The sequence below is a fragment of the candidate division KSB1 bacterium genome, assembly GCA_022562085.1.
GTDB lineage: Bacteria > Zhuqueibacterota > Zhuqueibacteria > Oceanimicrobiales > Oceanimicrobiaceae > Oceanimicrobium.
In genome coordinates this window covers 1-25,518 of record JADFPY010000013.1, presented here as the reverse complement: position 1 = coordinate 25,518, position 25,518 = coordinate 1, and the positions used below count along the sequence as shown (strand labels likewise).

The 25,518-nt window shown below is 43.0% G+C and carries 25 protein-coding genes and 1 tRNA gene; 24 read left to right on the top strand and 2 right to left on the bottom strand.

The features are described 5' to 3' along the window. Positions 1-13: 13 nt before the first annotated feature. The 14 genes from lptB (at position 14) to thiI (ending at position 14,651) form a co-directional block, all read left to right on the top strand. Positions 14-742 carry an LPS export ABC transporter ATP-binding protein gene (lptB, locus tag IH879_02445; GenBank protein MCH7673796.1) on the top strand — a complete coding sequence of 243 codons (729 nt, stop codon included), beginning with the start codon at positions 14-16 and terminating at the stop codon, positions 740-742. Positions 743-795: 53 nt separating this feature from the next. Beyond that, positions 796-2,250: an RNA polymerase factor sigma-54 gene (rpoN, locus tag IH879_02440; GenBank protein ID MCH7673795.1), complete on the top strand. Its 1,455-nt coding sequence runs from the start codon at positions 796-798 to the stop codon at positions 2,248-2,250. Between the two features lie 7 nt (positions 2,251-2,257). Then, positions 2,258-2,791, top strand: coding sequence for an ATP-dependent protease subunit HslV (gene hslV, locus IH879_02435; protein ID MCH7673794.1), 534 nt, complete (start codon positions 2,258-2,260; stop codon positions 2,789-2,791). 15 nt (positions 2,792-2,806) lie between these two features. Further along, on the top strand, positions 2,807-4,183 hold the full coding sequence (gene hslU / locus IH879_02430; GenBank protein MCH7673793.1) for an ATP-dependent protease ATPase subunit HslU: 1,377 nt from the start codon (positions 2,807-2,809) through the stop codon (positions 4,181-4,183). Positions 4,184-4,231: 48 nt separating this feature from the next. Then, positions 4,232-5,143 carry an ornithine carbamoyltransferase gene (gene argF, locus IH879_02425; GenBank protein ID MCH7673792.1) on the top strand — a complete coding sequence of 304 codons (912 nt, stop codon included), beginning with the start codon at positions 4,232-4,234 and terminating at the stop codon, positions 5,141-5,143. A gap of 43 nt (positions 5,144-5,186) precedes the next feature. Continuing rightward, positions 5,187-6,149: a GNAT family N-acetyltransferase gene (locus tag IH879_02420; GenBank protein MCH7673791.1), complete on the top strand. Its 963-nt coding sequence runs from the start codon at positions 5,187-5,189 to the stop codon at positions 6,147-6,149. Between the two features lie 34 nt (positions 6,150-6,183). Beyond that, on the top strand, positions 6,184-7,323 hold the full coding sequence (locus IH879_02415; protein MCH7673790.1) for a hypothetical protein: 1,140 nt from the start codon (positions 6,184-6,186) through the stop codon (positions 7,321-7,323). 81 nt (positions 7,324-7,404) lie between these two features. Next, positions 7,405-8,589, top strand: coding sequence for a glycosyltransferase family 9 protein (locus tag IH879_02410; protein MCH7673789.1), 1,185 nt, complete (start codon positions 7,405-7,407; stop codon positions 8,587-8,589). A 366-nt stretch (positions 8,590-8,955) separates the two neighbouring features. Further along, complete coding sequence (locus IH879_02405; GenBank protein MCH7673788.1) at positions 8,956-9,462, top strand: CBS domain-containing protein; 507 nt, start codon at positions 8,956-8,958, stop codon at positions 9,460-9,462. A gap of 146 nt (positions 9,463-9,608) precedes the next feature. After that, positions 9,609-10,352, top strand: a complete 744-nt coding sequence (locus IH879_02400; protein ID MCH7673787.1) for a fumarylacetoacetate hydrolase family protein — start codon at positions 9,609-9,611, stop codon at positions 10,350-10,352. A 39-nt stretch (positions 10,353-10,391) separates the two neighbouring features. Further along, on the top strand, positions 10,392-12,371 hold the full coding sequence (locus IH879_02395; protein ID MCH7673786.1) for a S8 family serine peptidase: 1,980 nt from the start codon (positions 10,392-10,394) through the stop codon (positions 12,369-12,371). Positions 12,372-12,537: 166 nt separating this feature from the next. Beyond that, complete coding sequence (locus IH879_02390; protein MCH7673785.1) at positions 12,538-13,263, top strand: hypothetical protein; 726 nt, start codon at positions 12,538-12,540, stop codon at positions 13,261-13,263. A 189-nt stretch (positions 13,264-13,452) separates the two neighbouring features. Continuing rightward, a complete protein-coding gene (locus IH879_02385; GenBank protein MCH7673784.1) occupies positions 13,453-13,782 on the top strand; it encodes a hypothetical protein in 330 nt (109 codons plus the stop codon). After that, positions 13,746-14,651 (top strand): tRNA 4-thiouridine(8) synthase ThiI, encoded by a 906-nt coding sequence (gene thiI, locus IH879_02380; GenBank protein ID MCH7673783.1) that lies wholly within the window; start codon positions 13,746-13,748, stop codon positions 14,649-14,651. Before IH879_02385 ends, thiI begins: the two co-directional genes overlap by 37 nt. 51 nt (positions 14,652-14,702) lie before the next feature. Here thiI and IH879_02375 read toward each other — a convergent pair whose 3' ends face one another. Beyond that, the gene (locus tag IH879_02375) at positions 14,703-15,944 is read right to left on the bottom strand and encodes a M48 family metallopeptidase (GenBank protein MCH7673782.1); all 1,242 of its coding nucleotides are present in this window, start codon (positions 15,942-15,944) and stop codon (positions 14,703-14,705) included. Between the two features lie 211 nt (positions 15,945-16,155). Here IH879_02375 and IH879_02370 point away from each other — a divergent pair, with 211 nt between their 5' ends. The 6 genes from IH879_02370 (at position 16,156) to IH879_02345 (ending at position 21,279) form a co-directional block, all read left to right on the top strand. Then, positions 16,156-17,238: a hypothetical protein gene (locus tag IH879_02370; GenBank protein MCH7673781.1), complete on the top strand. Its 1,083-nt coding sequence runs from the start codon at positions 16,156-16,158 to the stop codon at positions 17,236-17,238. A gap of 20 nt (positions 17,239-17,258) precedes the next feature. Continuing rightward, a complete protein-coding gene (locus IH879_02365; protein MCH7673780.1) occupies positions 17,259-18,101 on the top strand; it encodes an isocitrate lyase/phosphoenolpyruvate mutase family protein in 843 nt (280 codons plus the stop codon). Positions 18,102-18,368: 267 nt separating this feature from the next. Next, positions 18,369-18,986 (top strand): hemolysin III family protein, encoded by a 618-nt coding sequence (locus IH879_02360; GenBank protein ID MCH7673779.1) that lies wholly within the window; start codon positions 18,369-18,371, stop codon positions 18,984-18,986. 222 nt (positions 18,987-19,208) lie between these two features. Beyond that, positions 19,209-19,340 (top strand): GxxExxY protein, encoded by a 132-nt coding sequence (locus IH879_02355; GenBank protein MCH7673778.1) that lies wholly within the window; start codon positions 19,209-19,211, stop codon positions 19,338-19,340. Between the two features lie 348 nt (positions 19,341-19,688). After that, the gene (locus IH879_02350; GenBank protein ID MCH7673777.1) at positions 19,689-20,162 is read left to right on the top strand and encodes an MGMT family protein; all 474 of its coding nucleotides are present in this window, start codon (positions 19,689-19,691) and stop codon (positions 20,160-20,162) included. A gap of 40 nt (positions 20,163-20,202) precedes the next feature. Continuing rightward, positions 20,203-21,279 carry a patatin-like phospholipase family protein gene (locus IH879_02345; protein ID MCH7673776.1) on the top strand — a complete coding sequence of 359 codons (1,077 nt, stop codon included), beginning with the start codon at positions 20,203-20,205 and terminating at the stop codon, positions 21,277-21,279. A 107-nt stretch (positions 21,280-21,386) separates the two neighbouring features. Here IH879_02345 and IH879_02340 read toward each other — a convergent pair whose 3' ends face one another. Further along, positions 21,387-22,166 carry an alpha/beta fold hydrolase gene (locus tag IH879_02340; protein MCH7673775.1) on the bottom strand — a complete coding sequence of 260 codons (780 nt, stop codon included), beginning with the start codon at positions 22,164-22,166 and terminating at the stop codon, positions 21,387-21,389. Between the two features lie 320 nt (positions 22,167-22,486). Here IH879_02340 and hflK point away from each other — a divergent pair, with 320 nt between their 5' ends. The 4 genes from hflK to IH879_02320 all read left to right on the top strand — a co-directional run bounded on the left by hflK (position 22,487) and on the right by IH879_02320 (position 25,478). Next, positions 22,487-23,476, top strand: coding sequence for an FtsH protease activity modulator HflK (hflK, locus tag IH879_02335; GenBank protein MCH7673774.1), 990 nt, complete (start codon positions 22,487-22,489; stop codon positions 23,474-23,476). Then, a complete protein-coding gene (gene hflC / locus IH879_02330) occupies positions 23,473-24,417 on the top strand; it encodes a protease modulator HflC (protein MCH7673773.1) in 945 nt (314 codons plus the stop codon). The genes hflK and hflC overlap by 4 nt, the downstream gene beginning before the upstream one ends. Then, positions 24,414-25,355, top strand: coding sequence for a tRNA (adenosine(37)-N6)-dimethylallyltransferase MiaA (gene miaA / locus IH879_02325; GenBank protein MCH7673772.1), 942 nt, complete (start codon positions 24,414-24,416; stop codon positions 25,353-25,355). Before hflC ends, miaA begins: the two co-directional genes overlap by 4 nt. Positions 25,356-25,405: 50 nt before the next feature. Further along, a tRNA-Gly gene (locus IH879_02320) sits at positions 25,406-25,478 on the top strand. Positions 25,479-25,518: the final 40 nt, after the last annotated feature.

Sequence of the window (25,518 nt, the reverse complement as noted above, 5' to 3'; positions counted from 1 at the left end):
TAGTGCTTGATGAATGATTAAATTAAGAACCGAAGATATTGTTAAGGTTTATAAAAAACGGAAAGTTGTAAACCAGGTTAGTATAGATATCGAGCAGGGCGAAATTGTCGGGTTACTTGGTCCTAACGGTGCCGGAAAGACAACAACGTTCTATATGATTGTCGGCATGATCAGCCCTCAAAGTGGCAAGATTTACTTAGATGATCAGGAAATCACCCGGCAGCCGATGTATAAACGAGCGCGGATGGGAATTAGTTATCTTTCTCAAGAACAGTCAATTTTTCGTCGATTAACTGTTGAACAGAATATTTTAGCAATTCTCGAGACTCTTGACATTTCAAAAGAAGAACGAGCAAGCCGATTAGAGAGTCTTTTGATGGAGTTAAATATTGCCCATCTGGCAAAGAATAAAGCTTATACTTTATCGGGGGGTGAACGGCGCCGTGTTGAAATCACACGCGCGCTTGTGACCGAGCCCAAGTTTATTTTGCTCGATGAACCTTTTGCAGGCGTTGACCCGATAGCCGTTGAGGAGATTCAAAATATCATTCGCTCATTAAAAGAGAGAGGCATCGGCGTTTTAATAACCGATCATAATGTTCATGAAACTTTGTCGATCACAGATCGAACTTACCTTTTGTATGACGGCGTGGTGCTAAAATCAGGAACGGCTGAATTATTAGCAAATGATCCCGAAGCCATTAAGCTTTATTTAGGGGAAAAATTTAAATTAGAGAGATAAGTAATTAGGAGATTTCCATAAATGGATTTATTTGAAATAGGTCGATTCGAATCATGCCTAACCTGAACTTAACCCAAAGGCTCAGCATGCAGTTGAAGCAGTCGCCGCAACAGGTGTTGCTGTCATCTTTACTGCAACTGCCGGCTTTGAGCTTAGAGCACAAAATCAAACTTGAACTTGAAATGAACCCTCTTCTCGAATTAGATGAAGAGATGGAAATGGAATTGGAAACAGAAATCGATGAAGACGAAGTCAATGAAGTTGATGGCGAGGTTAGTGACGATAAGGAGGCAGAGGACGAACCTGAAAAGGATGCCATGGATGACTTTGAAAAAGAGGAAATCGATTGGGACGCAATTTTAAATGACGAAGATACATACGAATTCAAAATGCCCAGGGACGACAGTGCTGAAGTTTTTGACCGTCCGGAGGTAGCACAATCCACGTTACCTGAACATCTCTTAAGCCAGCTTCATATGATGTCTCTTCCCGAAGATGAAATTATGATTGGGGAGTATATTATTTGGAACATTAATGAAGGTGGGTATTTGTCTTATGAAACGGATTTAATTGCCGTAAATCTTGATGTTGATTGGGACAAAGTTGAAAAGGTGCTAAAAATTATTCAACACTTTGATCCGCTTGGTATTGGAGCCAGAAATCTTCGGGAATGCCTGTTAATTCAAATGGAGGAAATTGATCCTAACAATGAGATAGCGATTGACATCCTTAAGGATCATTTTGAAGATTTTACAAATAAGCGCTACGAAAAAATAACCAAGAAGATGGATCTAACTCTGGATGACATTCGCCGGGTCATCGAAGAAGTTACAAAGTTAAATCCTAAACCTGGTGAAGGTTATGTGCTCTTGCATCAAAATGTAATCGTTCCGGATCTGGTAGTTGAAAAAGAGGGAGATGAATTTAAAATTAGCATGAATGATTGGAATATTCCTCATCTTAGAATAAATAATACATACAAAAAATTATTACTGAATAAAAAGAAGTCTTCAAAAGAAACCAGAGATTATATTCGGCAAAGTTTGGAGTCTGCAAGGTGGTTAATCAATTCAATTCATCAAAGACGGGCCACTATTTTGAGGGTGATGGAAACAATTATCGAAAAACAAAATGAATTTTTCGGGCGTGGAAAGGATTTCCTGAAGCCTATGATTTTGAAGGATATCGCGGATGAAATCGGTATGGATATTTCGACAATTAGCCGTGTTACGAATAGTAAATATGTCCAGACTGAGCATGGCGTTTTTGAGTTGAAGTATTTTTTTAGTGAACGGATCCACAGCGATGCCGGAGACGATGTTTCAAACAAAAAAATTAAATCCATCATTAAGGAAATCATTGACAAAGAGCATTCCAATAAACCATTGAACGATCAAAAAATAGCGGAGATGCTAAAGGAGAAAGGATTTAAAGTGGCTCGCCGTACAGTGGCTAAGTACCGGGAACAAATGATGATTCCGGTTTCCCGCTTAAGAAGAAAAATTTAAGTGTAGAATGGAAACATTTAGAAGCACAACAATTCTCGGCGTCCGCCATAAAGGAAAAAGCGCTTTGGGTGGCGATGGCCAGGTGACCTTTGGTGATGCAATCCTAAAGCTAAAGGCAAAAAAAATCCGCAGGCTTTATGATAATTCTGTCTTGGCGGGTTTTGCCGGAGCATCCGCAGACGCCTTCACACTTTTCGAAAGATTTGAGAAACGCTTGGACCAATACAGCGGAAATCTGAGCCGTTCTGCCGTCGAATTGGCCAAAGAGTGGCGAACCGATAAATATCTACGCGGACTTGAAGCCCAACTTGTGGTTATCGATAAGGAAAGCATGTTCTTAATTTCCGGAACCGGTGACATTATCGAGCCTGATGATAATATTCTCGCGATTGGCTCCGGAGGCAGTTTTGCGCTCTCTGCGGCCAGTGCCTTAGTAAAACATGCCGATTTAGATGCAAAAAAAATAGTCGAGGAGTCGTTGAAAATTGCAGCCAGAATCTGTATCTACACCAGTTCAGATCTTACAGTCGCCGAATTATGATGAGGATGCCTCTGAATGTCAAACCTTAAAGAGTTGACGCCAAAACAAATTGTAGAAGCGTTAGATAAATATATTATTGGCCAGGATAATGCTAAAAAATCAGTTGCTATTGCACTTAGAAACCGCTGGCGTCGTCAGCAGGTTCCCGAAGAACTTCGCGATGAAATTTACCCAAACAACATTATTCTAATCGGTCCCACCGGGGTTGGAAAAACCGAAATCGCGCGGAGATTAGCCCGCCTTGCTAATGCCCCCTTCATAAAAATTGAGGCCACAAAATTCACTGAAGTTGGCTATGTCGGCCGCGATGTTGAGTCTATGATTCGCGATTTGACCGATCTGGCTGTTTCAATGGTCAAATCTGAAAAGACGGACGAAGTGCAGGTAAGGGCCGAAAAACATGCAAAAGAGCGAATATTAGATTTGCTGATTTCTCCTCCCCCGAAAAAAAGAAAACGCGTCGGAATCGATAACAATTCAGATCCGGAGATTGATGATTCCGAGGAGCGTTACAAAAGGAACCGCGCCAAATTCGAAGCCAAACTCGACAAAGGAGAATTAGAAGATCGGACCGTCGAGCTGGATGTCCAGAGCGATCAATTTCCCTCAATGCAGATCATCTCGCCAATGGGCGTGGAAGAAATGGGCGTAAATCTGCAGGATCTCTTTGGCGGAATGATGCCCAAAAAAACCAAACGCCGGAAGATGAAAGTAAAGGAGGCCAGGAATCATCTCATTCAAGAGGAAGCCCAAAAACTTATTGATATGGAACAGGTGGTTCAAGAGGCTATCGAACGCGTTCAAAACTCCGGCATCGTATTTCTTGATGAAATTGACAAAATTGCCGGTGAAGACAGCAAAGCAGGTCCGGATGTTTCGCGGCAGGGGGTTCAAAGAGACCTACTTCCGGTTGTGGAAGGGACAAGTGTGTTCACAAAATACGGCATGGTGAAAACCGATCATGTTTTATTTATTGCCTCTGGGGCTTTTCATGTTGCAAAACCTTCTGATCTCATTCCGGAGCTGCAAGGCCGCTTCCCAATCCGTGTTGAGTTGAACAGCCTCACCGCAGCCGATTTCGTCAGGATTCTGACCGAGCCTGAAAATGCCTTGATTAAACAGTACATCGCTCTTCTCAAAACAGAAGGTGTGGATCTTAAATTCACAAAAGATTCAATACAGGAAATTGCTAACATCGCAAGCCAGGTTAACGAACGCACGGAGAATATCGGTGCGCGGAGATTGCACACGATTTTAACGGCTCTCCTGGAAGACCATTTATTTAATGTTCCCGATGTGAAAATCAAAAAAGTGGAGATTACCAAGAAACTTGTTCGAGACACATTAAACGATATTGTGGAGGACGAGGATCTGAGCCGGTATATTTTATAGACACACTTCTATTTTAGTCATAACCAGAAAAACACAAGGGCCTTTTAAGTGATCAAACACTTTCTCGCGATTTCGGATTCGTCAAAGGGTGAGATATTAGAAATATTTGACTTGGCAGAGGATTTAAAATCCAAACAAAAAAATGGTGAGCCGCACAAACTTTTAGAAGGCAAAACCCTTGCGATGATTTTTGCAAAGCCTTCAGCTCGCACCCGCGTTTCCTTTGAAGTCGGCATGTTCCAGCTTGGTGGGCACGCACTCTATTTGGGACCAAATGATATTCAGATTGGCAAGCGGGAATCAGTTGGAGATGTATCACAGGTGCTCTCACGGTATGTTGACATTATAATGTCCAGACTTTTTGACCATGAGGATATTTTGGAGTTAGGCAAACACGCTACTGTGCCGGTTGTCAACGGATTGACAGATTTACTGCATCCCTGTCAAATCATGGCTGACTTGTTTACAATATACGAAAAAAGAGGGCGAAACGATAACCTGAAAATTGCTTATGTCGGCGATGGTAACAATGTCACCAATTCATGGATAAATATCGCTTCGAAAATTCCGATGACGCTTTCACTTGCGATCCCGGAAGGATACGACCCGGATGATGAGGTTTTAAAATCGGCTATGCAAAACGGTGTCAGCGAGATTCAAATATTCAGGAGCACTGCAGAAGCCGTTCAGAATGCGGATGTCGTTTACACAGATGTATGGGCAAGCATGGGACAAGAAGCCGAAGCCGAAAAGCGAAAAATTGTGTTTCGTGATTTTCAAGTCAACGCAGACTTGCTCAAACACGCGGCAGCAGATTGCCTGGTCATGCATTGTCTGCCGGCCCACCGCGGCGATGAAATTACAGACGAGGTGATTGACGGCCCTCATGCAATTGTGTTTGATGAAGCTGAAAATCGCCTCCATGTTCAAAAAGCAATTATGGTAAAGTTATTTGAATGAAAAAAGAGAAATTGCTTTCAAGGATCTCAAGAAAAAAGGTGTTATCAAGGTTAAACAGTTTCACGAAAGAAATAAAAATGCCTGGGATGAATTTGTCTCTGCATCTAACAACGGCACGATTTTCCATACTCGCCAATTTATAAACTACCATCCTAAAAACCGTTTCCGGGACGTTTCATTAATATTTGAAAAAGAACAAAAATGCATTGCTTTATTTCCTGCCGCGATTAAGCAAGAAGGCGAATCCCAGGTTTTGATTTCGCATCCCGGGGGTTCGATGGCGGGACCGGTTTTGATGGATTCAATTTCTATTAAAGATGTATTTGGCGTGGTCGAAGCGTTAACAGAATGGACAAACGCTAATGCTATTTCTAAAACCATCCTGACTTTACCGCCGCAAATTTACTACTCCCGTCCTAGCAATTACCTGGATTTCGCCTTGCTGGAAGCCGGATTCACTTATCTGAAAAGAGAAGTTTCCAGCGTGATTCCCCTCGATTTTGCAGAAGAGGATACCTTGTTGATTTTTAATCCGGAGTCCAGAAGAGCCGTGCGCAAAGCTGAAAAATCGGGAGTCAAGATTTGTGAAAGCGATGATTTCCCTGCTTTCTACACAATTTTGCAAAAGAATCTTGGCATGCGTCACAACGTCCAGCCGACCCATTCCTTGAATGAATTATTCAAATTGAAAAATTTGTTTCCTGACAAGATAAAATTATTCGGCGCTTTTCACGACGACCAAATGATTGCGGGAATCGTCATTTTTGTCTGCAATCCTAAAGTCGCGCTGGCTTTTTATATCAGTCACCTTGAAGACATGCAGCAGCATCGTGCTGTTAACGCCCTTTTTTACGAAGTCGTGCGCTGGTCTATCCGGAATTATTTTAAATTTTTAGATTTTGGCATTTTTACTGTTAATATGAAACCAAATTGGGGACTCGCGAGGTTTAAAGAGAGCTTCGGAGCTCAAGGCGTTTTTCGGGATACTTTGGTGAGAAATATTTGACAGTCATCTCAAAGATGACTGTCAAATCTAAGCTATGGCACTAAAAATTCTACATATCGCTCCGTTCAATACCTCAGGGGTGCCGATTACATTTGTCAAAGCTGAACGCAAGCTTGGATATCATAGCCGGCTTGTTACCCTGGGCAAGGATAAAAGAAATTACCCGGAAGACATCTGCCTCAACTTGCCCTTTTTGAACTCAGGCGGGGTCCGGTTTGCGAAGAAAGCTTTTTCCCACCCAAGCAAACTCGATATTAACAACCAAACGAAAAAGCTGGAAAATATTCCTCTTTATTGGCGTCCAAACGGTCGTCCCGAAAAAACTTTAATCGGTTTCCGTGAGCGCCTCTGGCAAAAAAAAATCAACTGGCTATTCAGCGAAATCGATTTCTGGAATTTCGACGTTTACCAACTCGACGGCGGCCTGGAGTTTTTTCGGGACGGTCGCACCACTCGAAAATTGAAGTCGTTAGGCAAAAAAGTGATTTGCTGTTACACCGGTAGTGACTTGAGAACCCGGGGTGCGATTCCACAAATTGATTCGCTGTCTGATTTGAATGTGACTCTCGAATTCGACCATTTAAAGCTTCATCCCAATATCTATCACGTCTTTTTTCCGTTTGATGTGAATCAATACCAAGTCAGACCCGAGCCCGAATCGAAAGTCATCAAAATTGGACACGCACCAACAAACCGGCGGGCAAAAGGCAGCGATCAAATTATTGCAGCGATAAAAGAGATTCAATCCGAGCATCCGGTGGAGTTGGTTTTAATCGAAAACCTTCCGCACCAGGAGAGTTTGAATAGAAAATCCGAATGCCATATTTTTGTCGATCAAATTGGCGACCTGGGTTACGGGTTAAATTCGCTTGAGGCTTTGGCCATGGGCATTCCCACTTTCTCCTGTTTGGCCCCCGGGTTTGCAGAAAAATATCCGGAGCATCCGTTTGTTGTTATAGATGGGTATAACATCAAAGATCAATTGGTGGCCTTAATCTCTGATGGAAATTTAAGGCGGGATTTAAGCAAAAAAGGAAGAATCTGGGTGCAAAAATACCACGATGCAGAAAATGTCGTCAAGGAGATTCATAAATTAGCAGAGTTAAATAAAAATGGCGAATCATCGAGTCAACCTAAAGATGATTTCTCTTTGGCCGGTTCATCCATCAAGTGAGGAACTATTTTTATAAAGAATCGTGAATAAAGCTACTTATTCATCCTATATATTTTTTTAAAATTATCCAAGGGTAACACCATGAGTGCGAAGCCTAAGCTTTCAAGAGCACTCAAAACTTTCTGTCTTAAACTGCTCGAAAAAGCTGTGGGAAAAACCACTGTTAACCCATCTGAAATAACTCCCGAAAAAATTCGCCGTATTCTGATTATTCGGCGACATGATGATTTGAAAGACCTAATGATAACGACTCCGGTCTTTCGCGCGGTGAAGCAGCGCTTTCCCGAGGCGCACATCGGTGTTTTGGCGCGTGCTGATATTGCACCCGTCTTACTCAACAATGTTTATTTAGACGAAGTAATCAGTTTTGAGAACCGGCTCTCCGGGTGGTCTTTTAAAAAAACAATAAATCTTATTAAAAAGATCCGTTCTCATTTTGACCTGGTCATCGTTCTGAATACGGTCACTCATTCTTTTTTAAGTGATATTTTGGCTTATTTAACTGGCGCTAAATATATTTTAGGTTCGGAACACCTTGTTCTTGAGGGTTGTAAAAACAATTTTTTTTACAACTTGATTGCACCTTACTCAGAGATCAACAAGCACCAAACAGAGCGCAACCTCGATATTGTGCGCCACATTGAAGCCGACACGAGAGATTTCTCGGAAGAAATATATTTGACCAAGGAAGAAAAAAAATGTGCGGTAGCGTTTTTAAAAGAGCAAAAAGTCTCACCGGAAGAATTCTTGTTAGCCGTTCATATTGGTTCGGATGATGGTCAAAGTCGATGGCCGGTGACTAAATTTGTACACATCGCCAAATTTTTCTGTATGAATTATGATGCAAAGATTATCACTTCCTGGGGACTAAAAGACAACGATTCAGGGCGGGAATTTATCAGTGGTTTGCCATTTCAACCTATCGAAGTCAATCATCTTGATTTTAGGGAATTTGCCGCCGTTGTTTTTTTCTCTAATCTGATGATATGCAATGAATCGGCATTTATGCATTTGGCTGCCGGCGTTGGAATTCCGGTGGTTGCTTTATTTGGTCAAACCGATCCGCATCAGTGGAAACCTGTTGGCAAACAAATAATTGCAATTCACGACGCCGACGGTAAATGTTCGTCTATTCGTGAAGAGCAGGTTATCCAAGTATCGGAAAAAATATTGGAGCGTTACCCGAAAGCTTCAAGATTGAATTTTGAAGATGTTGATATTTCTGACAAAATTTTGGAAAAATACCTCTATACTTTCGATACTTAAGAGAAGTGTTAGTAATTTTATGCGCGTTGGACTATGTGAAACCTGTATTTATGCAAAGGTAATTCAAAATCAGAGAGAAAGTCTATTTTTCTTGTGTAAATATTCTAAAATTGATCCATCTTTTCGGAAGTATCCCAATTTACCGGTCACTGTTTGTACAGCTTATAAGGAAGCAGAAAGTCCCCGGACCCCGGAATAGTTTAAATGAGTTTACAAATCTTTATCATATAATAAGGAGGCTTAGGATGAAGATCAAAGATGTTCTGGCTTCGAAAGGTCAGGAGGTTCTTACTATTAACAAGTCCAAAACAACCCATGATGCGATACAGGTGTTGGTTAAGCACAATATCAGGCGCCTTACTTGTTTTGAATAACGACGGAAAACTCGAAGGCATTATATCCGAACGTGATATTCTTCGAGAGAGCGCTGAGCGAGACAAAATGCTGCGAACAACAAAGGTTTTCCAGGGCATGACTGAAAACGTAATTGTAGGTGTTCCGGAAGACGACATCGAATATACCATAGGGGTCATGACGAAGAACCGAATCAGACACTTGCCAATATTGGAGAATGAAAAAATCGCCGGCATTATTTCACTAGGCGATATCGTAAACGCCCAACTTGACGAGCGAGAATATGACAATCGCTATCTCAAACAGTACATGTTTTGGGAGTTAAAGTTACATTTCATTAGAGACCGCCATACAATTCTGATCCTGTGCAAAGAATACTTGACAATCATCGAATATTTCCATATTATGGGCTTCATTTTGCGTAAGTTCTACGCTCTCGAGATTGCTTCTATCCATTTATTTCAAACGGACAAAAGCAAGGGCGCAAAAAAACCAGGGTGTGGGAAGGAATCCCGTTGAAGGCTTTTTCATTTAAGACAGACAAAGGCATTTTACAAATTGGCGTGCAATTTGAAAATGCTTTTTATAACTTTTCCCAGGCATGGGAGCTTTATAAAGAGATTAAAAACAATGGACGCGGTCCTAGCCTCGGTTTCTTACAAGTAATGGTTGAGGCTGATTTCTTCAGGTTGGAAACTTTACAGGAGGTCTTGGATACTTTAAAGCAAGTAAGACCTTTGTCTGAGTTAGAAATAAAGGGCACCTACACTTTTGAACCCCCCATTGGCCGACCTCAAAAAATTCTTTGCATAGGGAGAAATTACAAAGGCCATGCCGCTGAATTAGAAAATGAAATTCCTGAAGAACCTCTCTTTTTCTCAAAAGCGCCATCGGCGATTATTCCGCATCACGAAGTTATCAGGAGGCCGAAGGATGTGGGCAGGATTGATTTTGAAGGGGAGCTTGCGGTAGTTGTCGGCAAGCAGGCACACAACATTTCTCAAAGTAAAGCAATTGACTTCGTGGCTGGTTTTAGTATTCTCAACGATGTTACCGCACGGGAATTACAAAAAAGCGATATAAAAGCAGGAAAACCCTGGTTTCGCTCGAAAAGTTTCGATACTTTTTGCCCGTTCGGTCCCTTTCTGGTTCCAACAGACGCGGTTGAAGATTACAATAACCTGGAATTGCAAGTAACCGTAAACGGTGAACAGAAACAACAGGTTTCAACATCGGAAATGGTTTTTAAAGTTGAAGAAATCGTTGCCTATATTTCGAAATTTTGTACATTGCAACCGGGGGATCTAATTGCAACAGGAACACCGGCAGGGGTCGGTGAATTGCATGCCGGCGATATCGTGGAATGCAAGATTAGTGAAATTGGCAGTTTGAAAAATGGAGTCGAGTGAATTTATTTTTTTTAATCATAACAAATGGAAGGAGGCGTCATGTTTGGTAAAATGAAAGTTGTTCTTTTAATTTTGACGGTGGGGTTGGTTTCTGCTTTTTGGCTAACCGCAGCTACCAATGAGCGTGCAGGAAAAGTTTTAATTAAATTTAATGAGGATGTCAGTTTAGAAAAAATTAACTCCTTTACAAAAGAGTTGGGCCTGGTTAAAGTCAAAACATTTGATGAGATCAATGTCCAGGTATTTAGGATATCTTCGGATTATTCAGTAGAAGAGGTAATTAAATTGTGCAGCAATGCATCCATTGTTAAGTATGCTGAACCTACCGCTGAAGTTAGAGCGTTCTCTAATGAGGCTAGCCCGGAAGCAAGCAATCCTGAAACGGTTATGGCTGCTCAAGCACAGCTGGCCGAACACAGGCCCGGTGAAGTGATAATTAAGTTTAAAAATATTGCCACCGAGGAAGTTGCTCGTACTTTGTCAAATGTTGGGATCACGATTTTAGAACAGTTTGACAATCTCGGGGTATATCACTGCGATACGGGTGGCAAAGATGTAAGTCAGGCCATAAAAGAGTGCGAAGCCGATCCCAACGTTGTTTATGCAGAACCGAATTACGTTTATAGACGCTTTGTTGAACCGAATGATCCACAGTTTTCGCAATTATACGGCATGACAATTACGGATTCCCCGGCTGCCTGGGATATTCAAACAGGCGACAGGGCTATTATTGTTGGTGTTATCGATACCGGAGTTGATTGGGACCACGAGGATTTAGAAGACAACATATGGACAAATACCGCCGAAATTCCAAACAACAATACGGACGACGATGGAAATGGTTTTGTTGATGATGTTCGCGGTTGGGATTTCGCAAACAATGATAACAACCCTGATGACGATAACGACCACGGAAGTCATGTTTCCGGAACCATCGGCGCCGTTGGAAACAATGGTGTAGGCGTTGTAGGGGTCAACTGGCAAGTTTCAATCATGCCGCTAAAATTTCTGGGTGGAGATGGCAGTGGCTCACTGGATGACGCACTTGGATGCATAATTTACGGTGTTAACAATGGAGCTAAAGTCTTGAGTAACAGTTGGGGCGGCGGCGGATTCTCACAATCATTGGAAGATGCCATCCAGTTTGCAAATGACAACGGTGTGTTGTTTGTCGCAGCAGCAGGCAATGCCTCGCAAGATAACGATAATTTTCCTTCCTATCCGGCAAGCTATGAAGTGCCAAACGTTATTTCAGTTGCCGCCAGTACCAGCAGTGACAACCTGGCCAGCTTTTCGAATACGGGCAGAAATACCGTGCATCTTGCTGCGCCCGGCCAGGACATTCGTAGTACAACCAGAGGTAACACTTACAGTACGTTTAGCGGAACTTCAATGTCCACGCCTCATGTGAGCGGTGCCGCTGCTTTGATTTGGGCACAATTTCCTGGATTATCAATGGCGCAAATTAAAACGCGTATTCTAGGAGGCGTTGATCGAGTCGCGAGTTTCAGCGATGCGACATCAACTGGTGGAAGATTGAATGTCAATAACTCCCTTTCCACAAATCCCATCATTGCGAATACGACACGACTTCAAAATAGACCGGACGATGCCGGACCTTACGTGGTCGAAGCGGATATTCTGGATGACGGCAGTATTCAGAGTGCGAGTTTGACATACCAGGTTAGTGGTCAAGAGGCGGTTACTGTTGCTATGACCTCTACCAGTGCTGATCATTATAGCGGCAATATCCCGGGTCAGTCTCTGGGCAGTACAATAATTTATTTCGTAGCCGCCACCGACAACGACGGCAACGAGACCCGTGACAGTGACAACACCTTTTCAATTGCTGATCCGCCTCCGACTCAGCCGCCTTCATGTGGTTTTGGCAGACCGGCAATTGATTTCGATATTCAAAATCAATCCTTGAAAACGACGGTAAACGCTGCAGCTAATCTCTCATTCTTTCTGCTGCCGTTGGCTGCTATCGGTTTTTATTCAAAACGAAAAAAGAAATGACTTTTTTTCATAGACAGTAAGAATAGACCCTCGTGAAATTAGTTTTCACGGGGGTTCTTTTTGTTTAATTACGAATAAGATCTTGCGTTTAGTCTAAGAAGATATTAAGTTAAATGGTTTGTTAAACCCAACGAGCCTGACTTTTTCGCTGACCAGGGGTAAAAGGATGTCTAAAAAGACTGAAGTTAAACCATACTTAAACCGGGTCAAGAACTGGAAGATTCGAAACATAGTGATGCTTTATTTAGAAGCACGTGAGGAATTTAAAAACTACCGCCGCTCTTCACGCCGGGGAGATTTTCTTTCTTTTGATAAACTTCGTGAAATTTGTGAAATCCTGTTTGAGATTAAAGAAGAACACCATCTGGTTTACAAGCGACTGATCGACCCCCAAAAAAACAAATTTGAAAAGGGGCACAAAATTATGCCCAATAAAATTGAAACTGAATTTATGAACAATATCGGTCTGCTTTTTCATAAAGTGATGGTCGCCCGGGAATCAAGATATGTCATGGAACACTATGTTGAAAAAAGCGATACTTTTCAAAAAAGCGAGGAGAGCTTGCAAGACTATTTAGAGAAAATTGATGCACTTTTTGAAGAGGGCATTGACGTGCTGACTTCGTTGATTCAAGTAAATAAGGACAACATTTTGCTGCTCACACTTCTTTTAGAGGATCCTAAACGCACAAAAAGACATTTTGGTAAAAATGCGAAGGGGATTATCGAGCAATTTGGTAATGAAGAGGGTTTGGCCGGGGTTTATTTTAATGTTGGTCAATATTATTCGGCAAGCGGTTGGCCCGAAAAAGCGAAAAGAATGTTTGAGTCTGCCTTAAAAGAAAACGCTGATCATAAGAATGCTCTGGCCGGCCTTGCCAATTTGAACTGATTTGTTTTAATTAATTTTTTTTTGAATAAGACCGAAATCCTATCTGACATGTTTTGAAAAAACCTTGACTCTGGTATTTTTTACGTTAAATTAAAATAAGAGGTAGGAGGAGGAGAAAAGGGCATGGTCAAAATTTTGGCTGTGCCTTTTTTCGTTTTGAGAATATCTTAAATTGTTCTATATTTTTATATGCCAAACCTTTGTAAAAAAATAATTGTCATCCATTACGGCGAAATCGCTCTGAAAGGCAGAAACCGTATTTTTTTTGAAAATAAGTTAAAGACAAATATAAAAAAAGCTCTACACAAAGTTAATATCAAAGAGATAGAAAGGCTTCGGGGAAGGCTTGTCATTAATCTGGCAGAAGCAGGCCAGGAAAAACTCGCAAAAGTAGGATTACAAAATGTTTTCGGGATTAGCCATTTCAGTTTTGGCACTGCTGTTGAAAAAGATATTGAGGCCATAAAGAGACAGCCTGGAGCCTGCTGGAAAATAAGTCTTTTGATTCATTTAAAATAGAAACACGCCGGGCGCAAAAAGATTTTCCAATTAACTCGATGGAGGTTAATAAACAGGTTGGGGCGTTTGTCCAGAAAAATTGTGGCAAGAAAGTTGATTTGAGTGAACCGGAAATCGCCTGCTATATTGAAATTACCGAGAGAGCGGCTTTGCTTTACACTGAAAAGATTCCGGGTCTGCGTGGTTTACCCGTCGGAGTCAGTGAAAAAGCCGTCTGCCTGCTTTCTTCGGGAATTGATTCTCCCGTTGCTTCATACATGATGCTGAAAAGGGGAGTCAACTTAATTTATGCACATTTTCACAGCCAGCCTTTTACCAGCAAGGCCTCCCAGGAAAACACCGATCGCCTGGTTCAAATCCTTAACCGGTACCAATTTCATTGCAAAGCCTATTTTATTCCCTTTATTGATATTCAAAAGGAGATCATGGCAAAAGCGCCGTCTGAACTGCGAGTCTTATTGTACCGGCGTTACATGGTCCGATTAGCGGAGCGCATTGCTCAGTCTGAGAAAGCGGTAGCGCTCGTTACCGGTGAGAATGTGGGCCAAGTTGCTTCTCAGACATTGAGCAATATTCGAGTCGTGGCTGAAGTCACAGACTTGCCGATATTAAGACCCCTTGCCGGTTTTGATAAGGAGGAAATCATTCAGCAAGCGAAGAAAATCGGCACATTTGAAGTTTCGATTGAACCCTACGAGGATTGCTGTACTCTGTTTGTCCCCGAAAACCCTCAAACCCGTGCGAATCCAAAAATGCTTACTAATGCGGAGAAGCTGCTTGATGTCAGCAAGTTAATGGAACAAGCCCTGGAGCATGCTGAAATTGTAACATTTGATGGTAGCGCAACTCGCCAGAGTTCTCGGCCTTGATTAGCGGAACTCGCCAGAGTTCTCGCTCTATCCCGAAGTGTGCCTCTTTAGTTACCCAGCTGCTAATTTACGAATTGCATTAATCCGTTCAAGAACCGGCGGATGGGAATAATTTAGAAAGACATACAAAGGATGAGGCGTCAAATTAGACAGATTGTGAACGGAAAGTTTTTTGAGCGCGTCAATCATTGAATTTGGATCTTTAGTTGTCTCGGCTGCATACTGGTCGGCTTCATATTCATTTTTGCGTGAAAAGATTTGCATGAAAATTGACAGAATTAATTCGATGGGCGAATAGAGCATCCCGAAAAAAATAAGGCCGGCGTAAATAGAAATGTTTTCCATGTAAAAAGCTTTAAACAGCCCTTCGTGACTGATAAAAATAGAGAGCAGAAAAAACATAACCCCCATTTGCAGAATGCTGATGAGCATCCCCTGAATGATGTGCTTTTTCTTGTAATGACCAATCTCATGAGCCAGTACCGCGACCAATTCCGCGACCGTGTGCTTTTCAATTAAGGTATCGAACAAAGCGATACGCTTATTTTTTCCAAAGCCGGTGAAGAATGCATTGGATTTGGTTGATCGCTTTGAGCCATCGATGACAAATAAATTCTGCAGAGAAAATTTTACCGATTTTGCGTAAGAAAGAATCGACTCTCTTAATTCACCTTCTTCCAAAGGAGTGAATTTATTGAACAGGGGCATAATCCAGGTCGGTGCGATGAACTGAATAAATAATGTGAACACCGCTGTTGCCAGCCAACAATAAAACCAGGCCATGCCGCCGGCATATTGAAAAAACGCCATGACTCCCGCCAACAACGGTGCGCCCAAAAGAACCCCCAGTAAAAGTCCTTTTAAAATATCGGTTACGAAAGTGAGCGGCGTCGTCTTATTAAAACCAAACCGTTCTTCAATTACAAATGTTGAATAAATGCTAAACGGAAGAGAAAGTATTGATTTGGCAATAATCAAAATGCCAACGTAAATCAAGCCGGTCCAGATTGAATGCAATGTCCAGCTTATAACTATTTGATCAACATAGTTAAAGCCGCCGGCAAACCAGAAAACCAAAATCAAGATGATACTGAAAATAGAAGTAATAAAACCGAACTTTGTTTTTACCCGGGTGTAGTCCTGCGACTTCTTGTAGGCTGCGGCATCGTAAACCCCGGCAAACTCTTTGGGGAGGTCATCGCGAAGCGCCTTTAAGTTTAGAACTTCGGTGATGAGGTCGATAACAAAGCTGACGACAAGCGTCGTCAAAATGATGGCTGCATAAATGTTCATGGGTTCCTGCTTTCTTAAATGTTCTAACCTGAATTGAAAATATAATAAATGGTTATCAAAATTTCAAGAGGGTATTTTGAAATGAGGTCATTTGAAGTGCAATAGTTTTATTTGTTTTTTTCACCTTTTGTGGCGATAGAAGACCTCTGATTGCTTTTTGAAGATATTTTTTTAGATTAGAACAGCAAATCATTTTTATATGGAGGTAAATATGATAAATCGATTTTTGGGCATCTGTTTGGTGTTAATTGCTTCTTTATGTTTTAGCAATACGGCTTTCGGTCAGGTCGACAATATCGGGGACCTGCTGCGCGGCGGGGTAGAAGACGCCAATCTGTTGGTGAACGAATATCTGCGTCCTGTTGGCAACGGTTTTGGAGCGGATCTGAACAACGGCTGGTACAATACAGCCCGTACTCATAAATTTTTAGGATTCGATATTACAGTCATGGGAAGCGCAGCCATTGCTCCAACCAGCGACGAGACATTTGATTTGAATAATCTCGGCCTAAAAAATATCCGCCCGCTGAACCCCAATGATTCTTTCACGCCAACGGCAGTCGGGGCAGATGCGGATGGACCTGAGGTGGAGATTTTTGTGAGCAATCCGCTCTTGCCTGGCGGAGAGACAGTACTAGACACGTTAACTATGCCGCAGGGTGTCGGATTTCGCTATGTGCCCTCGCCCATGATTCAAGCTGCTGTTGGTGTGCTGCCCAATACAGAGGTCATGGTACGTTTTTTCCCCGAAGTTGAAATAAGCGATGATTTTGGCAAAGTCAAAATGTTTGGTTTAGGGGTTAAGCATAATTTGGGCGACTTCCTTGGCGGACTTCTCCCGGTTGACCTGGCAGTCATGGCAGCTTTCACGACCTTCCAGGCTCAAACAGATCTCGATGTGGAACCGCAGGCCAATCTGGCGCAAACCGGCGCAAATTATGACAACCAGCAAGTTGAGATTGAAGCAAACTCGCTTACATTTAATGTCATTGCCTCAAAAACGTTTGGAGTCCTCACTTTTTTCGGCGGCGTTGGCATTGAATCAGCGGATGTCAAGGTAAAACTAAAAGGCACTTACCCGGTTACGCTCATTGACGAGACGCCCGGCCCTACTTTTGGCGACCCGGCCATTCAGGATTTCGAAGATCCGATAAATCTCGAGTTTAAAAACCCAAACAACACCCGTGCCAATGTTGGGGTACGATTACATCTGGTATTCCTGGCCATCCACGGCAGCTACACATTTGCAAAATATCCCGGGGTCAATGTTGGGGTTGGAATTAATATCAGGTAAATCTGAAATTTCAGGACTCAATGGATAAAACAACCCAAATTCAAAAAGCCGAGAAATTTCTCGCGCTGCACCACGAGCCAAAGTTACTCGTCCTGCCCAATATCTGGGATCCGCTTGGCGCGCGTCTGTTGGAAGGTTTAGGTTACCCGGCAGTAGCTACCGCCAGCGCGGCAGTGGCTTATTCTCTCGGTTATGACGACGGCCAGAAAATAAAATTTGATGCAATGCTCGATGTGATTGAACGAATCGCATCAAGCGTTGCCGTGCCCATGACCGCCGACATCGAACGGGGGTATGCCGAGCATCCTCAGGAAATCGCTGAAAATATCCGGCAGGTGATGCATGCCGGGGCGGTCGGAATTAACTTTGAGGACAGCTCGTTCGAAGGGGGTCCTCTGCAGCCAATTGATTTTCAGTGTGAGCGCATTCAGGCAATCCGGAATATGGCGGATAAAGAAGGTATTCCGCTGGTGATAAACGCCCGAATTGATGTCTTCATGCGCAGCGCGGATATCTCACGTTCCGAAAAAATAGCGGAAACCATCTCTCGAGGTAAAGCCTACTTAGACGCTGGCGCCGACTGCCTCTATCCGATTGGCCCCGGCGATGTCGAAACCTTAAAGAGAATTCGAGAGGAAACTGAGGCACCCATCAACGTTTACGCTTCCAAATTAGCTGCTTCCATGAAAGAACTGGCAGCGATTGGCATCAGCCGGCTCAGTCTCGGGCCGGGCTTGATCAGAGCAAGCTTGACGACAATGAGAAACGTTGCACAGCAGCTTCTGGATTACGGTCCTTACGATTCTTTCTCCGCAGACGACATCATGACCAGTGATGAAATAAGAAAATATATTTCAACTTAGGGTTTGGGTCTCATTTTAGTGTTTGGGTCTTAAAGTGTTCGAGTGTTAAGAATGTTGGTTGACCGCTCATCCGGGTCAAGGTACGCCCGCCGGAACCAAATAAAACCAGTAATTGCTTTTTCAAAAGAACTACCAGATACAGACATTATCTATATGAGCTTAAAACCATAAATTATGTAGGAATATATTTCTTTAGCATGTCGAAAAGCATATACAAAAGACATTGATTAAATAAAGGATATAGAAGAAATAAAATACTACTCGCCTATAGAAGAAAAAATCAACATCATTTCTCATGCTGTCGGTTTTATTTTAAGCATTGTTGCTTTGGTACTTTTAGTTACGCATGCAAATCTACACGGAGACGTTTGGCATATTGTTAGTTTTAGCATTTTCGGAGCAAGTTTAATTATTTTATATGCTGCTTCTACTTTTTACCACAATGCTAAAAAACCAGAGTTAAGAAACAGATTAAAAATCATTGACCACGCAGCTATTTATGTTCTCATTGCTGGAAGTTACACTCCTTTTACACTTGTTACTCTACAGGGTACAATAGGTTGGGTGATTTTCGGTACTTCCTGGGGGTTGGCTTTAACTGGAATAATTTTGAAGCTTTTTTTTACGGGGAAATATAATTTAATTTCGACACTAATGTATGTATTCATGGGTTGGGTTATCGTTTTCGCCATCAAACCATTAATTAATAATTTACCTTTAGAAGGTTTATTTTGGCTTTTTGCAGGTGGAATGGCCTACACTATTGGTGCAATTTTATACAGCATTAAGAAAATAAAACTCAATCACGCTATCTTCCATTTGTTTGTTTTGATGGGTAGTTTTAGCCATTTTGTGTCGGTGTTCTTTTATGTTTTGCCAAGGTGAATAAATCTCAAAGGTCTGTTCGAATTTGCAACGACAGCGCGTCAAAGCCCTGCAGCGCCGGAAAATATCGTTAGCTGTAATTTAAAAAAAGAATGGCTCTATGTTGAATGCAGTGGGTAAACATAGAAAAAATAAAGCCACGGATTTACCCCGATTGTACACGGATAAGTAAAATTAGAATATGAAGACATTACAGAAGCTACTATCGGTTTAGCCTATGAAGTGCACAATATTCTCGGATACGGTTTTTTAGAAAAAGTCTATCAGAAAGCATTACAGGTTGAATTATTACGTCGTGGTCATTCTGCTGAAATAGAACATCCTATAAAAGTGGAGTTTAAAGTGCGATTGTAGGTGAATACGAGTCCCGACGGGTCGGGATTGTGGCTGGAAAGTTATCGTGGAACTTAAAGTCGCAAAGCAATAGTATCCAAAAGATGAAGCACAGTTACTCAATGAAATAAAAGCAACAGAAATAAAAGTAGGATTACTCATCGATTTCGGAAAAAGAAAGTAGAATTCAAGCGTTTCATTTATTAAACAGAATCAGTGTTTCATCAGTGTTCACCCCGTTAGATGAGAGTCTTTGATGTTTTCCGGCAAGCTGATATCTTTATCTAATGGGGTGAATCCGTGGCTAAAAAATATCTTAGTCAAGTACTGGTTACCCACTCAAATCAACATATAACCAAAAGGAAGCTTATGGCCAAAAAGAAAACCTGGCGGGAAAAAGTAAATGAAATAGAAGAAAAGATTCATGAGATTACGCCTGATTGGGAAAAAAAATTAGGTAAAGGAAAAATACTGATTCCAAATGCATTGGATATTGAACGACTCATAAACAAAACCCAAAAAGGTGAATTGTTGACCAACGACATTCTCAGGCAGACATTGGCTAAAGAGAAAAAAGTACAAGTAACTGCTGCAATCCCGACAGGAGTCTACTTAAAATTCATTGCTTTAGCTGCGGAAGAAGAAAGACCAGTCAAGGAGGACAATGTAACACCCTATTGGAGAGTATTAAAACCTGATGGGGCAATTAATATAAAATATCCCGGTGGTGCCGAAAGACAGATAGCTTTACTTGAATCAGAAGGACACAGTATTGAGCAAGGAAAAGGGAAAAAACCTCCCAAAGTGAGATCATTTGAAAAAAAATTAAAAAAGTACAACTAACAAAAAGTAAAGCGACAGTTGCAGAGGAGGCCGCATCATTGTGACGAGCACAGACCCATTTCCGCTAACATTCTATGCCGGTTCAAATGCCCTCGAAATCATCAAGCGCGACGGCTTCGGGCCGGAGAAAGTCAAAGTCATTGCCGGAGCAGCCGGCGGCCCCAAGTGGCTCGTGCTTGGGCAGCTCGACAGGCTGCTTTTTTCGCAGTGGCTGCTACCTGCCGCCGAGCCGCTTGTTCTCATCGGGTCCTCCATCGCGGCCTGGCGGTTTGCCTGTGGGGCTCAAAAAGATCCCGTTAGTGCCCTGAACAAGTTTCAGGAGGCGTATGTTCAGCAAACTTATTCAGCCAGCCCATCTGCGGCAGAAGTCACAGCCGGGAGCCTCAAAATTCTTGATTGTTTTCTCGACGAAACCACGGTTGAAGAAGTCTTGAGTCATCCTTTTTTGCGCCTGAATCTATTTGCCGTGCGGTGCAAACCGGCAGTGGCGTTTGAAAACAGCATCGCTCTGAGCTCTGGCCTTGTGGCCTCCGCCATCGGCAATCTGCTCAGTCGCAAGTGCCTGAGTTTGTTCTATGAACAAACCCTGTTTTATAATCAAACGCTGGTCCCGCTTGTCGAAACAAACGGATTTCAGTCGAGAGCCGTGCCTCTCACTGCCGGCAACCTGAAGCCGGCCATCCTCGCGTCCGGGTCAATCCCACTGGTGATGTCGGGCGTGTGCGACATTCCGGGGGCGCCGCCGGGAGTTTATCGAGATGGCGGTATTGTCGACTATCATCTGGACATTCCGTTTGCCGTGGATGATGGTATCGTTTTGTTTCCGCATTACACAGACCGGCTGATTCCGGGCTGGTTCGACAAGAGCCTGCCCTGGCGTAAACCTGCACCCGCCAACATGCAAAATGTGCTGCTGGTTGCGCCCTCACCTGCTTTTGTGAAGACGTTGCCGTTCGGGAAAATACCGGATCGAGGAGATTTCAAACGCTTTGCCGGCAGAGACGACGAGCGCATCTCTTATTGGCGAACCGTTATCGCCGAGAGCGAGCGAATGGCAGATGCGTTTCTTGAGATTGGTGAAAAAGGTCTGCGGCCGGAGCAGGTCAGACCGCTGTGAGTTGGGGATGCCGCGGGAGAGAGACATGGAGTAAGTTAGACCTTAAGAGCAAGATAGGGTATGAGCAGGTACAAAGCCGTCGACGACAAATGGTATCGATTGTAATATCACGTATTAAGTTTACTGAAAATGAAGTCTGTCACGATGGTGATAAACTCTTCAGTGGCCTCAAAATGGACCCAGTGTCCGGCATTCGGAATCATCGTGAGCTGGTAATCTGGAAAATGCCTGGCAATCAGTTCTTCTTTTTCCGCAATTCGATGTTCCGAACGTCCACCGCCGATAAACAAAGTGGGACCTTCATATTTGTCACTTTCCTTTAAGTCAAACCGGCCATCCTTCCAGATAAAATCATGCAGCTCCGGCAAATTGCAGCGCCAGGCATACGTTCCATCTTCCTGCCTTTTCAGGTTCTGCAGCAAGAATTGCCGGACAAGCGGACTTTGAATATTTTCTGCCAATTGTTTTTCCGCGTGCCGTCTTCGCTTGACCGCCGATAAATCAACTGCTGCCAAAGCTTCAAAAATCCAGTTCATTCGTTCCAGCTGCGCAACCGGTGCGATATCCACAACGATGAGTCCTTCGAGGCGTTGCGGTTTTTTAAACGCAAAGGACATCGCAGCTACCCCACCCATGGAGTGGCCGATTAAGAATGTTTTATCGATGTTTTGTTGATTCAGCAGATTTAAGACGTCCTCACTCAATCGTTCAATAGTATGGGTTCCATGTGGTGAGTCGCCGTGGTTCCTTTGATCGGGTACCAGGATCTGAAACTGCTTGCTTAGTTTCGTGGCGGCGCTGTGCCAGTTTTGAGATGACCCAAGCAATCCATGTAAAATAACGACCGCGGGTCCGTCTGCCCCATATTTTCTAATGTTTAATTTCATAAGGCAATTTTCAAAAAATCGTAGGTCAGAAATATCTGAATGACTTGCTGACAGTCTTTGCAATCGGCCAAAATTTGTCAATAATTTTTGTTGAATATAAAAAGCCTTTGCATGAAACTCTACATTTTTTTTAAAGAAATTTTGTCCCTCTTTCCAATCAATTCAGTCAAATTAGAAAAATGAATAAAACCCGAGCAAAAGGGTTTAAGTAGTCATCTCTTTAATCTTTAAGCGGGCTTATTAAAAGCTTGCGCATTTCATTCAATTTGACTAATATGTTTTCGAATGAAAGAAATTCATATTTAATATAGGAGGAAATGATGGCACGAAAAACAATCAATGTAGGCGGTGAGATCATCGAATTACCTGAGGTGCCAAAAAAAATGGTATTTATAGGTGTAATCGCCTTTTTAGCATTAATCTTTGTATTCACCTCTTTTTACACCGTCGATGCCGACGAAGTAGGGGTCATTCAACGCGTGGGCGCTTACGTTCGCACGACATCGCCCGGGCTGCATTTTAAGATTCCATTTGGTGTCGAAACAGTGAAGAAAGTTAGGGTGCGGCTTGTTTACAAGGAAGAATTCGGCTTTCGTACGGTTCAGGCCGGGGTGCGCTCACAATTCTCAAGAGGCACCTTTAATGACGAATCCCTGATGCTCACTGGCGACTTGAATTCGGCTTTAGTCGAGTGGATTGTGCAATACCGCATTCAGGACCCGGTAAAATATCTCTTTAATGTCAGGAACGTTGAGGAGACTTTGCGTGATGTTTCTGAGTCTGTGATGCGGCAGGTTGTCGGCGATCGCAGCGTTGATGAAGTCATTGTGTTAGGCCGCCAGGAGATTGAAGATGAGGCGCAGCAGCTAACGCAAAATGTTTTGAATGAATACGAAACCGGACTCAAGGTCGTGACCATCAAGCTGCAGGATGTCAACCCGCCCGAGCCGGTACAGCCGGCCTTTAACGAAGTGAATGAAGCGAAACAGGAAAAGGAACGCATCATCAACCAGGCCTTAGAGGCTTACAACAAGATTATCCCGCAAGCGGAAGGTCAAGCCAAGCAGGCGATTAGTGAAGCTGAAGGATATGCACTTAATCGCGTTAACAGAGCGAAGGGCGATGCGGAAAAGTTTTTGTCGGTCTGGCGGGAATATAGCAAAGCCAAGGATGTTACCCGGCGGCGGCTTTATCTCGAAACGATGCTGGAAGTTCTACCTAATATAGAAAACATTTACGTGGTTGATGAAGAGCAGCAAGGTCTCATTCCATTGCTGCAATTAGGGAAAAAGGAGGTGGCGTCGAAATGAACAAGAAAATTATTTACGGAGGTGTACTTGGTGTTTTAGCCCTGGTGTTTTTAATGGGCTCACTTTTTGTTGTTGATGAAACGGAGCAGGTGATCGTTCTGCAATTTGGAAGGCCAATTGGTGAACCGATCACGACGGCCGGGCTAAACTTTAAAATACCCTTCATTCAGGAGGTGAGAAAATTTGACAAACGCGTTCTTGAATGGGATGGCGATGAGAATCAAATTCCAACCTCCGACAAGAAATATATTCATGTTGACACATTTGGCCGCTGGCGAATTGTAGACCCCCTGAAATTTCTGCAATCGGTTAAAGGCGATGAGCTCTCCGCCCAGAGCCGCCTGGACGATATCATCGAGAGCGCCACAAGAAACTTTATTTCCGAAAACCTGCTCCTGGAAGCTGTTCGAAATACCAATCGTGAGATGCAGACTACGATTGAAGAACAAGGAAGGATCGGGACACAAAGAATCGTCCTTGAAATTAAAAAAGGCCGCGAGCAGATTACCAGAGAGATTTTGGCAAAGGCCGCGGAGGCGATGCCGGAATTCGGCATCGAGCTGCTGGATGTTCGGATTAAGAGGATTAATTACATTGAAGAAGTTCGGGAAAAAGTTTATGAACGGATGATTTCAGAAAGGAAGCGAATCGCTGAAAAATCCCGCTCAGAGGGACAAGGCCGCAAAGCTGAAATCGATGGTGAGCGACAAAAGGAGTATCAGAGGATTAGTTCTGAGGCCTATCGCGAAGCCCAGAAGATCAAGGGCCGGGGGGACGCCGAGGCTACGAGAATTTATGCGAACTCTTTTGGCCGAGATCCGGAGTTCTATTCATTTATAGAGACTTTAGAGTCTTACAAGAAAACGATGAATTCAAATACCACGCTCATTTTGAGCACGAATAGCGAGTATTTGAAATATCTCAAAAACACCCGTAATTGAAGCAAAGCAGAGTACTCTTTATTGTCGGTCCGACCGGAATCGGTAAAACAGCGCTTTCGATTAAATTGGCAAAACGGGTGAAAGGCGAAATCGTGTCGGCCGATTCACGCCAGATTTATAAATTTATGACTATCGGGACCGCCAAGCCAACCAGTGAAGAGTTGGCGGCGGTCCCGCATCATTTCATAGATATAAAAACTCCAGACGAATATTACAGCGCCGGCCAATTTGGCAGTGAAGCCCGAATCTGCATTGCCGAGATCAGGAAACGGGAAAAGCAGCCAATTGTTGTTGGCGGGTCCGGGCTTTACATCCGGGCTTTGATGGATGGTTTGTTTGAACCCAAAATCGCGGATGAGCTGGTAAAAACAAACCTGAAAAAAGAAGCCGGTGAAAACGGAATTGCAGCGTTATATGATAGGTTAAATACTGTTGACCCCAAAACCGCTGCGAAACTGCATTCGACCGACTCACAAAGAATCATGCGCGCCCTGGAAGTGTTTGAAGTCACCGGCGAGGCGTTTTCCAACTTCGTCGATTTAAAGCCGCGGCCGTCAGAATTTGAGCCTTGTATTCTTGGTCTCACTTTAGAACGAAGTGAGTTATACGAGCGAATTGAAAAAAGAGTCGAGGCCATGCTTGAACGGGGTTTTTTAGATGAAGTTAAAGAGTTGCAGAAAATGGGCTACAGGTCTGAGTTGAATTCGCTGCAGTCGGTCGGCTACCAGGAAGCTTTTTTATATTTAGACGGCAAGTTAAGCTTCTCTGAAATGGCGGTCTTAATCAAACAGAAAACCAGAAACTACGCCAAAAGACAGATGACCTGGTTTAGAAAAGACAAACGTATCCATTGGATCGATTTAAGTAAGTTCGAGAGTATCAATGAAATAGCAGATTTTAGTCAGCATTTATTTGAAAGCCCAGTAGGCCAAAATTAGCTTGACTTTTTATCGCTATTTTTTTAAAGTAATTTAACCCTGATAAGTAAGCGAATGTAGCTCAGTTGGTAGAGCATCGGCTTCCCAAGCCGAAGGTCGCGGGTTCGACCCCCGTCATTCGCTCAAACGTAAGTTAAATATTTTCAATGTGAAGGCTTCTGTA

Coding starts and splice junctions, on each gene's coding strand:
- IH879_02385 (MCH7673784.1), top strand. CDS start 13,453: ATGCCAAACCTTTGTAAAAAAATAATTGTCATCCATTACGGCGAAATC.
- IH879_02410 (MCH7673789.1), top strand. CDS start 7,405: ATGAGTGCGAAGCCTAAGCTTTCAAGAGCACTCAAAACTTTCTGTCTT.
- IH879_02415 (MCH7673790.1), top strand. CDS start 6,184: ATGGCACTAAAAATTCTACATATCGCTCCGTTCAATACCTCAGGGGTG.
- IH879_02395 (MCH7673786.1), top strand. CDS start 10,392: ATGTTTGGTAAAATGAAAGTTGTTCTTTTAATTTTGACGGTGGGGTTG.
- IH879_02370 (MCH7673781.1), top strand. CDS start 16,156: ATGATAAATCGATTTTTGGGCATCTGTTTGGTGTTAATTGCTTCTTTA.
- IH879_02365 (MCH7673780.1), top strand. CDS start 17,259: ATGGATAAAACAACCCAAATTCAAAAAGCCGAGAAATTTCTCGCGCTG.
- IH879_02350 (MCH7673777.1), top strand. CDS start 19,689: ATGGCCAAAAAGAAAACCTGGCGGGAAAAAGTAAATGAAATAGAAGAA.
- hflC (MCH7673773.1), top strand. CDS start 23,473: ATGAACAAGAAAATTATTTACGGAGGTGTACTTGGTGTTTTAGCCCTG.
- IH879_02400 (MCH7673787.1), top strand. CDS start 9,609: ATGGTTGAGGCTGATTTCTTCAGGTTGGAAACTTTACAGGAGGTCTTG.
- hslU (MCH7673793.1), top strand. CDS start 2,807: ATGTCAAACCTTAAAGAGTTGACGCCAAAACAAATTGTAGAAGCGTTA.
- rpoN (MCH7673795.1), top strand. CDS start 796: ATGCCTAACCTGAACTTAACCCAAAGGCTCAGCATGCAGTTGAAGCAG.
- hslV (MCH7673794.1), top strand. CDS start 2,258: ATGGAAACATTTAGAAGCACAACAATTCTCGGCGTCCGCCATAAAGGA.
- IH879_02340 (MCH7673775.1), bottom strand. CDS start 22,166: ATGAAATTAAACATTAGAAAATATGGGGCAGACGGACCCGCGGTCGTT.
- lptB (MCH7673796.1), top strand. CDS start 14: ATGATTAAATTAAGAACCGAAGATATTGTTAAGGTTTATAAAAAACGG.
- IH879_02375 (MCH7673782.1), bottom strand. CDS start 15,944: ATGAACATTTATGCAGCCATCATTTTGACGACGCTTGTCGTCAGCTTT.
- IH879_02390 (MCH7673785.1), top strand. CDS start 12,538: ATGTCTAAAAAGACTGAAGTTAAACCATACTTAAACCGGGTCAAGAAC.
- hflK (MCH7673774.1), top strand. CDS start 22,487: ATGGCACGAAAAACAATCAATGTAGGCGGTGAGATCATCGAATTACCT.